Source organism: Acidithiobacillus sp. TH-A36, assembly GCF_057473445.1.
Genome location: NZ_JBYCKP010000167.1, coordinates 1 through 11045 on the forward strand (window position 1 = coordinate 1; position 11045 = coordinate 11045).

The window sequence follows — 11045 nt, forward strand, 5'->3', positions numbered from 1 at the left end:
TGTGGCATGACGGCACCATCCAGCACATTGGCAGCAGCATCAGCCAGGGCGCCCTGATCTGGATGGAAATTGCCCAGATTGGTTCCAAAGCGCTCAAGGGTGATGCAGAAAGCATCAACCATCGGATCAAAGGTATTGTTCAGGGCCTCCATGATGCCCATCTGATCGACATGTTACCTGAAGTATTTGCCCTGGTCGGCAACCTGCAGAAGGCCGGTCTGGTTGGTAAAATCAACATGGTCATGAGCAAGGTAGTGCCCATGATCCCTTCCGATGCGGTATTTGCCAGTGGCGTTGACAAGGCTGTAAAGGCGCTGGAACTGACCAAAACCGAAATGCAGAATGAAGCCAACAAGGGTGGCGGTATTTTTGGCCTGATGAAAATTGTCTTCGCCAAAGATACCCAATACCTGCTCAAATTCTTCATCCGTTTTGCGACGATTTTCATGAAGTCGCTGAAATCCAGCTAAGTATTTCATCATTCTGGCTTCATGAAAGCCCCGGTCTGTTGTCAGACCGGGGCTTTTTAATGATCAGGGATGGACGCGCTCATCGTGACCCTCTTTGATGAAAGCCACCACATCGTCCAGCACCGGGGCCATCCAGCGTAATGGCTTGGCAAAAGCGCCAATCAAGGTTTCGTGGTTTACACCGCGATACATTTTCAACTCGACACTGACCCCCGCCTTTTTCAGCATGGTCGCCAATACTTCAGTATTCACTTTCGGATTCACCAGATTGTCATGCACTGCAGCCCCTAAAAAAGTTCGGGGAATATCCGCATTATCGGCAAAATCAATCGGCATACTATTGGGGGGATAATCCGGGTAGAAAAATATGGGACGGACCGGTTTATAAGTAATTGGATAAAAATTGTAGGGTCCCGCCAATCCTATCCAGCCACTAAAAATATCCGGCTTGAGTCCCACTGCCTGCAGCCAGCGCGGATCCATCACCAACATGGCGGCATTATAGGCCCCTGCACTATGGCCCATGATATAAAAATCCCGGATATTGCCACCGAAAGCGGCGATGTGCTGATAAGTCCAGGCTACAGCACGTGCATTATCTCTTAAAAAAGCAGGATAACGTACCTGTGGATAAATGCGATAATTGGGTATGACCACCACCAAACCACGGGCGGCCAGAGCTTCTCCTACAAACTTGTATTCTTGCCGGGTGCCACTATCCCAGGCACCGCCGTAAATAAACAGCACCACGGGATAGCCTCCCGCTGGTTCAGGATAATCATCCTTGGGAACGGGTTCATATACATCCAGATGCCCGCGTGCCTGATGTTGATAAAGAATACCCTGAGTGACCTTATAGGTGTTTGTCGGGGTAAGACGATTGATAATTTGCAACGGAGAACAGGCGGAAATAACGCCTGTCATCCCGGCAATGAATAACTTGCTCATTCTCACAGCTAAGGACATGATTGGTCATCCACAGATAACACCGAAAATTTAAAAGTAAACCCAGTCTTCAGGACCTGGTTGAATAACCAATCGCTCGTGTATTAACCCAACGGGCCATTGGCCGTAACGATTTGTGGTTCCATGGCTGCCAGTTGCGCCAAAAGATAGTTCTGCGCCGGTTTGGCAATATCGCGCTGATCCATCGCCTTGATCATATCCTGTGCCAGATAATTAAATGCTGCTGTGGTAACGTGCAAGCCCTTGTGTACTGCAGTCATGGTCGGGCCAGTGTAGGTACAGGGCCCGCCAACCACTTCGCAAACCTGTTGCGTCAGATTATATTTCAGGGCCTTGATGTTGGTATGGGCAAAATAATAATTGATATGGGGATCTGCCGCCACATAACCAACAAACGTATTAATGAGCGCTTTAACCCCGGACTTGCCACCAAAAGCATCAATATGATTTTGAATCGGCATTTTGATATCTGCCCGCTGCACCGATGCAGCACTCGGAGCGGCCTCAGCCAAAGGCGCCACGAGGCTCACCGCCAATCCTGCCATCAACACCGCAATTCCTGATCTAAAATATTTCATTAAATTCTCCTTAACACCGTTTTCAGCTTCAACAGGGAGGCAACAGCCTCAACATAGATGAATACGTATTTTTTGCGCAGACGGATGCAGCAGGATTTTTTGCATCCAGGTCAGCATATTCCACGTAATCATCGCCATGACAGAAATATGACTATCTGGCCTGAAAAAACCACCAGAATAGGGGGCATTGGTGAAAAAGATAATTTTGAGTTTTGTATTCATATGGTTTTTTATCGGCAGCCTGGCACATTTTATCTTTACAGGCAGCGAAGCAAAAATAATTCCGGACTACATCCCCTGGCATATGGCCGACGTTTATGTGAGCGGTTTTCTTGAAATGCTCGGAGCCTTGGGGTTGCTATCAAAAAAGACCAGGCCTTATGCCGGGTTTGGTCTTTTTTGTTTAACCATTGCCGTGACGCCGGCCAATGTTTATATGGCAATGCATGCATCAAAATATCCAGATATAGCTCCCTGGATACTCAACGCCCGGCTCGTTTTTCAACTCATTTTTTTGTGGATGATCAGTTGGTCCAGCGATATAAGATGGCGTCTTCACTAGCAGGATGAGCAGGCAGCCATCCTGAAATATACTTAACCGTGCTGCTGCCACCACTCCCGCGCTTTTTCAGCCGCCGTTTTTGCCGCAGCGGGATCAGTCAGCCACGCCTTGGCAAGGTCAATCAACTGATTATTATCCTGCGCCCAAACGGCTCCACCTGCGGCCAGCAATCCTTGACGTAAAGCATTATCCGGCATTTTTGGACCCAGAATCAGCGGGCAGCCATCGGCAATGGGTCTGGTAAGGTCCACAGCTCCACCCATCAGCGTACCTCCAGGCACACAAAAATCGGCGCAGGGATAAAAGGCATCGCGAACATCGACTGTTTCTACGAAATACACCCGCGTCTTCAACGGGACATAACTGGTAAACAGGCGGCTGTGGCGAATAGTCTGGAGATGATACTTGATCGCGTCGCGGTATACCGGTTCATAACGCTCTTCACGATCTGGGGCAAGAATCATGATGCCCATTTTCACCCGTATCAGGGACAGAAAAACTCCGTAGGCTTCGGCGTCCTCGCCTTCGTGCAAGTTGGGAAAGTACACCACACAGCGTCCCCGATCCCGATATTCCTTAAAGCGTTCGCACCATTCCATACTACGCACTCCTTACCTGCGGATTTATGTATTCACGGATCATAGGCGACCTGAAGCCATCATTCAAAAAGTGTTTTGTGATATGTTAGCAACAAGTCACTCACTGAAGAACCTGAAACCTCTATGTTGCAAGTCCTGTTCGTGCTCTCCGAAATGGTTCCCTACTCCAAAACTGGCGGCCTGGCCGACGTCGGAGGCGCTTTGCCACTGGCTTTGCAGCAACTGGGCGTTGATGTACGGATACTGGTCCCCTGGTATGGCCGTCCGGATATGAATGAAATGCACTGGTTCTGTTCGGTGAATACGCCTTATAGCCAGGAAGCTGCCGAACTCTGGATAATGCCGGACCGGCCCGGTATTTTTTTTCTGCGTTATTCCGACTATTACGAACGGGATGGCGGGCCCTATCAAAATGCGCAAGGTCAGGATTGGCCGGACAATCCGCGCCGCTTCGCTTTACTGAATCGAGTAGCCGTAGAAATAGCGCAAGGTCGCGTATCCGGCCTCGACTGGCAGCCCGATCTGGTCCATCTGAATGACTGGCAGACCGGCCTCGTCCCTTATTTGCTGAATCTTGAAACCCGGATAGGAAGCCCGCGACCGGCCACACTGTTCACTATTCACAACCTCGCCTATCAGGGCCGTTTTGATCCCGCCATCATGGCAGAATTACATCTTCCCGCCGAAGATTTTCATTGGCAGGGAACTGAACTGTACGGGGCTTTTTCCTTCATCAAGGCGGGCTTGATCTACAGCGACCAGATCAGCACAGTGAGTCCTACCTACGCCCGGGAAATTCAGACTGAGGCCTTTGGCATGGGACTGCAAGGTCTCCTGCAGCAGCGCTCCGCGCAACTCACCGGCATTCTTAACGGAATAGATGAAGTCCACTGGAACCCCCGGGCTGATCCTTATCTTCCGGCGCACTACAATGCCCGCAGCCTGGTCGGAAAAAGTCAATGCAAAGCCCAACTGCAGCAAAGTCTCGGGCTTGAAGCCCAGCCCGATGTTTTTCTGCTGGGCATGATCAGTCGGCTGGTAGAGCAAAAAGGCGTCGATATGGTTCTGGATATTTTGCCCGATTTACTCCAGCGTGGGATGCAGGTGATTATTCTGGGCAGTGGCGAGAAATACTTTGAAGAGCGGCTCCAGGAACTGGCTGCTGTTCATCCGGGTCGTCTCGCTGTGCGCATCGCCTTTGACGAAGGGTTGTCACACCGGATTGAAGCGGGTGTGGATGCTTTTCTCATGCCCTCGCGCTTTGAGCCCTGCGGCCTCAACCAAATGTACAGCTTGCGTTATGGGACGCTACCCATCGTCCATCATACCGGCGGACTGGCCGACACCGTCGTCGATGCCGGCGACTTTGCCCGGGATGAAGAACGCAACGGCTTCGTATTCAGCTTTGCCCATAGTGATGATCTTCACCATGCAGTCCTCCGGGCTGCAGCGCTGCATCGGGAAAAAGCCGCATGGCGACATCTCCAGAAACAGGCCATGGCCGCGAACCATAGTTGGGAACACGCCGCACTGTCCTACCTGGAGCTTTATCGCCAGATTATGGAGCGCCGCAAATCTGCGCAGTAAATTCCGGCTTATTCATTTTGAGAAGAATCAAGGGGTCATTGGAGATCATTATCCCCACAAAAAAGCTTTTGCGTTGCACCGTAGCCATAAACCGCTACAATGCCCCGATGACTTTTTTCCCACATGCATGAGGAGTCGCACGATGTCAGGTCATTTTCCCTTTTCCGGCAAAGCCAACCGCGTTTCTGTGTTTGCCTTTTTTGAAGCCCACAACTGGAGTCTTGAAGCCCAGGAAAAATACTTTGAAGAATGGTATAAGTGGGCCAAGGATTACGTCATGAACGACGCCGACCTCAACGCCGCCAAGGGTGTGCTTTTCGCTAGTGATCATTTCGGTACCCACGCCGATCATGACTTCCATCTGCATGGTTATGCCATTGCCACGCGCATGCTGGATCTGGGTGAACTCATCAAAGGCAGCATTTTACCCAAGTTGGACCATGATATGCTGCACGCTCTGGAACACGATCATGAAGAATGGATTGCCGCAGCCAATGCCGTAGCAGCCAACCATCCCCGTGCCGAAGCGCCCGAAATCGGTCGTTATCGTCACGTCTGAGCCCAATAATCGGGGGCCGGATCACCGGTTCAGCCCCCGGTTTTCAAATTAGCTATGGATGCCAAACACATCAGGCAGTGCTTTGTCGCGCTCCGCGCCAGCATCCCCGAACCCAAAACCGAATTGCAGTACGCCAGCGCCTTTCAGTTGCTGGTAGCCGTAGTTCTTTCCGCCCAAAGCACCGACAAGGTGGTCAATTTGTGTACGGCGACTTTATTTGCAGAGGCGCCCGATGCCTTCAGCATGGCCGCACTCGGTGAAGGGGGCATTAAAAATCATATTCGTCGCCTCGGACTTTTCAATGCCAAGGCCCGTCATGTGCATGGCCTGTCCGAGCAGCTGATTGCTCAGCATCACGGCGAAGTACCCCCAGATCGTCACGCTCTGGAAGCACTCCCCGGCGTGGGCCGCAAAACCGCCAATGTGGTACTCAATACCCAATTTGGACAACCCACCATCGCTGTGGATACCCATATATTCCGGGTGGGAAATCGGATTGGCATTGCTCCGGGTAAAACTCCCCTCGCCGTAGAACAGGCTCTACTCAAAAAGGTCCCCGCTGAATATATTCAGGATGCTCACCATCTGCTCATTCTGCATGGCCGCTATACCTGTACGGCACGTCGTCCTCATTGTGAACGCTGCGCGCTGTTCAGTTGCTGCGCCTGGCCTGACAAGCTACTGTGGGCCCATCAAAGCCGGTAGCCAGCGGCTTCGCGCGCGGTAATCGGCGCGCCGGAGAACTGCTTCAATCGGCCATTGCCGAGGCCCGCGAAAAACTCTCCGGTGAAGCCATCACTGCCGCTTTGTTCTTGTTCAGCCCCACCCTTGCTCCGGTAAGTCCAGCATTACTGCAGTCCCAGATGCGTGCATTGTCCTGCCTGCAAATTGCGACAGGGACTTTTCCGGGGATATTTACCGAAAGAGATGCGGCGTTGGGGGAAAATGCCTGTGCCGTTCTCCTCCTGAGCGCGCCGCTGGGTTTTACCCCCCAGATTCCCGACCCCGACTTGGTGACATTCAGTTGGGGAAGGCTGGAGCAGCTCCAGGGCGAATGGTTGCAGCAATCACCGCGCTTTGGCAGTCTCAGCAGTCGCAGCGGGCGCTTCTGGTATCAAGCCAGCCCACGGAATATTCTGGAAATTGCCTTTCAGGGCATCCAGCCATCCCAAAGCGTCTGGTCCGCAGGACTGCGCACCCTGAGTGCCCCACTCCCGGTCCATCTTCAGGAGGGCAGCTTGCTGCTGCAGCTGGAACGTTATCTGGCGCTCCCCCTGCTGGCCCAGAATATTCCGGTCAGTATCCGCAAGGACAGTCGCCTGCCCCTGGAGCGCCTGCTCATGGGGGAGATTCGCGCCGATGCTGCCCCTGGAGCTCCGCCGGAATTACTGCACATTAGCGCCACCGACCTGAATCGAAGCGGGCTCTGGCTGGAAAGACCACTGGCGGAACACTCACGGGCCTTTCTCAGCCTGCGCGATCCGGCCATTGCCGAGCGTGACACCCGCATTGCTCTGGAACAATTATCCGCCAGCACCCAAGAGCCCACCTTTGCCTGGATTTCCAGCTCCATTGGTCGGGATGCGGCATTTTTTGGTCAGGAAGATCAAGATCTGTGTATCTGGCGCGAGCAATATCCCGATTTGCCCATGCTGGGGGCCTACGGCATGGGCGAACTGTTTCCACATCAGCAGCGCAGTCATTTTTTGCGCTATGGTAAAATTTACACCCTGTTTTCAAGGACAGACATATGCCCATAAATCGTTCCGCAGTTATCCGGTCTTTTTTGGGTTTAATGCTGACAGTCTTGAGTGCTCCCGCCTGGAGCAGCACGTATCTGCTGCCACCCCCTGGAGACAATATCGTCGGCGCCATCCAGAGCATCAGCGCCCGACATGAAGACACACTTTCCGACATTGCCCGTAAATATGACCTGGGCTATGACCAGATTACTGCCGCAAATCCACAGGTGGACCCCTGGTTACCAGGAGCTGGCACCCGCATCATTCTTCCCAGCGAATATGTGCTGCCCGATGCCCCGCGTCAGGGCATAGTGATCAATCTGGCGGCCATGCGGTTATTTTATTATCCGCCCACTGTCGCTGGACAGGCCCCGGAAGTAATCACTTATCCCATCGGCATAGGTCGCGAAGGTTGGGGGACACCCCTGGGCAAGACCCGCATTACCGCCAAAGTGGCAAATCCCAGCTGGACACCACCGGAAAGCATTCGCAAGGAACATGCAGAAAACGGAGATCCTTTGCCAGCAGTGGTTCCTGCCGGTCCAGACAATCCACTGGGACTGTTTGCCCTGCGCCTGGCTATTCCCGGTTACCTGCTGCACGGCACCAACAAGCCCTGGGGGGTCGGCATGCGCGTCAGTCACGGCTGCATCCGCCTCTATCCAGAAAATATCGAAGCACTATTTGCGCGCGTTCCAGCAGGAACCCCGGTCCTGATTGTCGATCAACCCTGGTTACTGGGCCATGATGGCGGACATGATTACCTGCAGATTTACGGGCAAATGACCGATCGCCCTTTCGAGCAGGTCCAGGGCTCCTTTACAGACTGGCTCAACCAACATTTGCCCGCCGGCAAAGCCATTGATTCGAACATAGCCAGGCGCTGGCTGAAGGCCGCGACGGGAATACCGGAACCGCTGTAAAAAATAGCGCAGCGCAAGTAACCCGTTGCGACTGGTCGGCTTCGAGCGTTCCCGGTCACATCTCGAGACTCAAGATACCTCATTCGCGCTGAATGAAGTTGTCAATAACTCCGATAGCTTGGCCGGCGCCCAAATGGACAGGGCTGACCGCGTAGAGGAAAACAGCAGCTTTTTTTTCGAACATGGTCTAGAATCATTGTGAGTTGGTCAGATATAAGGTCCGAGAACAATGGAAGTGGTGAATATTCATGTAGTGAAAGCCCAGCTATCCGTATACCTCGGCAAGGTAGAGCGAGGCGAGACCGTGATTATTGCCCGTCGTAACAAGGCGATTGCCGAGTTGCGACCGATTTCGGCAACCATCCCGGCCAAGAAAAGTCGGCCCATGGGCTTGGCTAAAGGTAAAATACATTGGGCCGAAGATGCCTTTGCTCCCTTGTCCGACGCGGAGCTGGCCGATTGGTATGACACCCATCGAAATGATCCGCTGCAGCTCGGAACAACACCGGACAAAACCTGATGCTGCTGCTGGATACTTGTACCCTGATCTGGTGGTTGGCACAGACAGAAAAGATTCCGGCTACTGCGCGCGGCCATATCGCCGAGGATGTGGAGGTTTGTATAAGCGTGGTCACCATTTGGGAAATTCTGGTGAAGCACACGAGCGGCAAGCTGATTATCGAAAGCGGTTCCGAATCGGTTTTTGACTATATGCTCCGCCAAATCGAGGCAGTGGATTTTCGACGCATAGCGCTGTCGGATACCGACCTGCGTCATCTTCCGCAACTACCGCCCATTCATCGGGATCCTTTCGACCGCATGCTGATTTGTCAGGCCATCGAACGTGGACTGACCTTGGTCACCCCTGACCCCGCTATCAGGCAGTATCCCATTCGTACACTTTGGCTGTGAGGTGTGGTGCATACTTTTCTGGCCAGAAGCTTCCGAACGGAAACGCCTGACACCATTAAGCTATCCAATACCGCCCCCTGGGGGTTGGGCGGCAACAGGCGCATTACCAACGCAACAATGTTTTCCCGAGTAGTGCGCCGAGCACGGTGCGAATCAAAATCCCGAGCAAATACCAGGTGCCGATAAACGGTGCGCCCATTTCAGGACAATGCAGACATGGCCACGGCACTGCACCCACAAACCCAACTGACACTGGGTTTTGATGGGCAACCGTTGCCAGCGCGATACGGATTCCCCTTAAAAATACGAATTCCCACCAAGCCCGGTTACAAGAACCCGAAGCATGTGCGGGCTATTCAAATCACAAACATTTACCCTGGTGGTTATTGGGAAAACCAAGGGTATAACTGGTTTGGTGGCAGTTAGAACGTGTTCTGATTGCGCTGAAGCAAGGCATGGTGCCTTATTGATGACATGAGCAAAGACAAGATGGACCACTTGTACCACCAATCCCGTCAGGATCGTGTCTGCCGGGCTACCTGAACCAATGTTTGCCGAATCGCTTCGGGTGTAGGTGGGCAGCCCGGACATTGCCCGGCTACGGGGAGCACTTTTTCTGCCGCGCCGACAACGGCATAACTCCCGGCGAATATGCCGCCCGTACAGGCGCAATCGCCTATGGCCACGACCTTTTTGGGATTTGGCATGGCTGAAAATGTGTCTTGCAGCGCCGTCGCCATATGTCGGCTGACCGGGCCGGTTACCATCAACAAATCAGCATGGCGCGGCGACGCGGTCAGGCTCAACCCGACTTGTTCCAAGCCATAATGTGGGCCGGAAAGTGCCTGAATTTCCAGCTCACAAGCATTGCAGGATCCCGCATCCACATGGCGAATGGCAGCACTCCGGCGGAATGGCCCCTGCCCTTTGGCGGGAATGATTTTTTTGCCCGGTTTTCCCAATCGCCAGATTTCTTTCAGTATGCGATACATTGCCAATATCCTCCGGGTGCTGACACGCTATAAATCATGTCCGCTGTAACTCAAATTGAACGATTTATTGATCAGTGGAAAGTCGGCGACAATATCGTTCAGCACGGCCTCCTCAAGGACCGGCCACAGGACCCACGATGGATCGTGGGGATGGCAGCGTTTGATAAGGGCGTTTTCCACAGAAAGAGCGACAAACACTTCGCCGCGCCAAGCTTCGACAATGCCCAAACCTTCGCCATCGGGGATGCTTTCTGGAATGGTTGCGCTGACATCTCCCTCGGGCAGTTCTATCAGCAACTGTGTCTGCAGACGCACCGACTCATAGAATTCCCGAAAGCGCATTTGCCAGCGTGCAGCCACATCGCCTTCTTGGGAAATCTGGATGGAAACGTCCAGATTCTCATAAGGGGCGTGGGGAAACTGGACACGCAAATCCCAGGCCTGACCACTGGCGCGGCCGGCAAGCCCCGCCATACCGAGTGCTGCAGCACGGGGTGGCACAATTTTTCCTGTACCCACCAGGCGATCCCGCAGACCGGAATGCTCCTGCAAGAGGAGATCCAGGCGTTGCACTGTGCGTTGCCAGGATTCACTGTTATGCTGAATCGCGGCTATTTGCGCCGAGTTCAAGTCAAAAGCGACACCACCGGGAATAATGCAGTCCATCAAATAGCGGTGTCCGAAAATTTCCTGGTTTTCGCGCAGCAGGCTTTCCTTGATAAACAGAAATTGTGACTGACAGAAGGCGAAGCCAGCGTCATTTCCCAGAGCGGCAAGATCACCCAGATGGTTGGCCATGCGCTCCCGTTCCAGGCAAACAGCACGCAAGGCGGCTGCACGAGGCGGGATTTCGCATAGGGCAATGGATTCCACCGCCATGCTGTAGGCCCAGGCATAACCCACTGTGGTGTCACCACTGATGCGCCCTGCCAGACGCGCACCCGCAAATACATCCCGATCTTGGAAAAGGCGCTCGACGCCCTTGTGGGTGTACCCCAATCGTTCTTCAAGACGGAGGATTTGTTCACCGATACACGAAAAACGAAAGTGTCCGGGTTCAATGGTGCCCGCGTGTACCGGCCCCACTGGAATCTGGTGGACATCCACGCTATCAATCAATTGAAAAGGATAATCGGCATCGCCATCCACGCCGAA

15 protein-coding genes and 1 pseudogene are annotated in these 11045 nt (G+C 53.3%); 10 read left to right on the top strand and 6 right to left on the bottom strand.

The genetic code is table 11. The features are described from left to right. Positions 1 to 470, top strand: a pseudogene (locus AC2VLY_RS04535) (hypothetical protein); the annotation flags it as partial. Between the two features lie 63 nt (positions 471 to 533). Here the strand turns inward: AC2VLY_RS04535 and AC2VLY_RS04540 are convergent. Next, positions 534 to 1436, bottom strand: coding sequence for an alpha/beta hydrolase (locus AC2VLY_RS04540; RefSeq protein ID WP_193651316.1), 903 nt, complete (start codon positions 1434 to 1436; stop codon positions 534 to 536). An 83-nt stretch (positions 1437 to 1519) separates the two neighbouring features. Then, complete coding sequence (locus AC2VLY_RS04545) at positions 1520 to 2014, bottom strand: group I truncated hemoglobin (protein WP_226856848.1); 495 nt, start codon at positions 2012 to 2014, stop codon at positions 1520 to 1522. 190 nt (positions 2015 to 2204) lie between these two features. Between AC2VLY_RS04545 and AC2VLY_RS04550 the strand changes: the two genes are divergently transcribed. Continuing rightward, positions 2205 to 2576 carry a DoxX family protein gene (locus AC2VLY_RS04550; RefSeq protein WP_193651315.1) on the top strand — a complete coding sequence of 124 codons (372 nt, stop codon included), beginning with the start codon at positions 2205 to 2207 and terminating at the stop codon, positions 2574 to 2576. Positions 2577 to 2608: 32 nt separating this feature from the next. Here the strand turns inward: AC2VLY_RS04550 and AC2VLY_RS04555 are convergent, their stop codons facing one another. Then, on the bottom strand, positions 2609 to 3175 hold the full coding sequence (locus tag AC2VLY_RS04555; RefSeq protein ID WP_300251576.1) for a 3-deoxy-D-manno-octulosonic acid transferase: 567 nt from the start codon (positions 3173 to 3175) through the stop codon (positions 2609 to 2611). 123 nt (positions 3176 to 3298) lie between these two features. Between AC2VLY_RS04555 and glgA the strand changes: the two genes are divergently transcribed. The 7 genes from glgA (at position 3299) to AC2VLY_RS04590 (ending at position 8898) form a co-directional block, all read left to right on the top strand. Next, positions 3299 to 4762, top strand: coding sequence for a glycogen synthase GlgA (gene glgA, locus AC2VLY_RS04560; protein WP_486921835.1), 1464 nt, complete (start codon positions 3299 to 3301; stop codon positions 4760 to 4762). Positions 4763 to 4904: 142 nt separating this feature from the next. Next, complete coding sequence (locus tag AC2VLY_RS04565) at positions 4905 to 5321, top strand: hypothetical protein (RefSeq protein WP_193651312.1); 417 nt, start codon at positions 4905 to 4907, stop codon at positions 5319 to 5321. 54 nt (positions 5322 to 5375) lie between these two features. After that, positions 5376 to 6026, top strand: a complete 651-nt coding sequence (nth, locus tag AC2VLY_RS04570) for an endonuclease III (protein ID WP_300251570.1) — start codon at positions 5376 to 5378, stop codon at positions 6024 to 6026. Beyond that, complete coding sequence (locus tag AC2VLY_RS04575) at positions 6005 to 7081, top strand: FIST domain-containing protein (RefSeq protein WP_486892091.1); 1077 nt, start codon at positions 6005 to 6007, stop codon at positions 7079 to 7081. The genes nth and AC2VLY_RS04575 overlap by 22 nt, the downstream gene beginning before the upstream one ends. Beyond that, positions 7072 to 7986, top strand: coding sequence for a L,D-transpeptidase family protein (locus AC2VLY_RS04580; protein WP_193651309.1), 915 nt, complete (start codon positions 7072 to 7074; stop codon positions 7984 to 7986). The genes AC2VLY_RS04575 and AC2VLY_RS04580 overlap by 10 nt, the downstream gene beginning before the upstream one ends. Before the next feature lie 238 nt (positions 7987 to 8224). Then, the gene (locus AC2VLY_RS04585) at positions 8225 to 8506 is read left to right on the top strand and encodes a type II toxin-antitoxin system Phd/YefM family antitoxin (protein WP_210434771.1); all 282 of its coding nucleotides are present in this window, start codon (positions 8225 to 8227) and stop codon (positions 8504 to 8506) included. Beyond that, entirely contained in the window at positions 8506 to 8898 is a 393-nt protein-coding gene (locus AC2VLY_RS04590; protein ID WP_300251562.1) for a type II toxin-antitoxin system VapC family toxin, read from the top strand. The genes AC2VLY_RS04585 and AC2VLY_RS04590 overlap by 1 nt, the downstream gene beginning before the upstream one ends. 103 nt (positions 8899 to 9001) lie before the next feature. Here the strand turns inward: AC2VLY_RS04590 and AC2VLY_RS04595 are convergent, their stop codons facing one another. Beyond that, entirely contained in the window at positions 9002 to 9097 is a 96-nt protein-coding gene (locus AC2VLY_RS04595; RefSeq protein ID WP_075323282.1) for an NrsF family protein, read from the bottom strand. Between AC2VLY_RS04595 and AC2VLY_RS04600 the strand changes: the two genes are divergently transcribed. Further along, the gene (locus tag AC2VLY_RS04600; protein ID WP_300251557.1) at positions 9088 to 9324 is read left to right on the top strand and encodes a molybdopterin-dependent oxidoreductase; all 237 of its coding nucleotides are present in this window, start codon (positions 9088 to 9090) and stop codon (positions 9322 to 9324) included. The two genes, AC2VLY_RS04595 and AC2VLY_RS04600, sit on opposite strands and share 10 nt — an antisense overlap. Before the next feature lie 89 nt (positions 9325 to 9413). Here AC2VLY_RS04600 and AC2VLY_RS04605 read toward each other — a convergent pair whose 3' ends face one another. Next, the gene (locus tag AC2VLY_RS04605; protein ID WP_486921836.1) at positions 9414 to 9890 is read right to left on the bottom strand and encodes an NADH-quinone oxidoreductase subunit B family protein; all 477 of its coding nucleotides are present in this window, start codon (positions 9888 to 9890) and stop codon (positions 9414 to 9416) included. A gap of 27 nt (positions 9891 to 9917) precedes the next feature. Next, a partial coding sequence (locus tag AC2VLY_RS04610) for a hydrogenase large subunit (protein ID WP_486921837.1) occupies positions 9918 to 11045 on the bottom strand: 1128 nt, incomplete at its 5' end.

Excerpts from the sequence above, each read along its gene's own strand:
- AC2VLY_RS04540 (WP_193651316.1), bottom strand. The coding sequence starts at position 1,436 with ATGTCCTTAGCTGTGAGAATGAGCAAGTTATTCATTGCCGGGATGACA.
- AC2VLY_RS04590 (WP_300251562.1), top strand. The coding sequence starts at position 8,506 with ATGCTGCTGCTGGATACTTGTACCCTGATCTGGTGGTTGGCACAGACA.
- AC2VLY_RS04555 (WP_300251576.1), bottom strand. The coding sequence starts at position 3,175 with ATGGAATGGTGCGAACGCTTTAAGGAATATCGGGATCGGGGACGCTGT.
- AC2VLY_RS04605 (WP_486921836.1), bottom strand. The coding sequence starts at position 9,890 with ATGTATCGCATACTGAAAGAAATCTGGCGATTGGGAAAACCGGGCAAA.
- glgA (WP_486921835.1), top strand. The coding sequence starts at position 3,299 with ATGTTGCAAGTCCTGTTCGTGCTCTCCGAAATGGTTCCCTACTCCAAA.
- nth (WP_300251570.1), top strand. The coding sequence starts at position 5,376 with ATGGATGCCAAACACATCAGGCAGTGCTTTGTCGCGCTCCGCGCCAGC.
- AC2VLY_RS04580 (WP_193651309.1), top strand. The coding sequence starts at position 7,072 with ATGCCCATAAATCGTTCCGCAGTTATCCGGTCTTTTTTGGGTTTAATG.
- AC2VLY_RS04595 (WP_075323282.1), bottom strand. The coding sequence starts at position 9,097 with ATGGGCGCACCGTTTATCGGCACCTGGTATTTGCTCGGGATTTTGATT.
- AC2VLY_RS04545 (WP_226856848.1), bottom strand. The coding sequence starts at position 2,014 with ATGAAATATTTTAGATCAGGAATTGCGGTGTTGATGGCAGGATTGGCG.
- AC2VLY_RS04565 (WP_193651312.1), top strand. The coding sequence starts at position 4,905 with ATGTCAGGTCATTTTCCCTTTTCCGGCAAAGCCAACCGCGTTTCTGTG.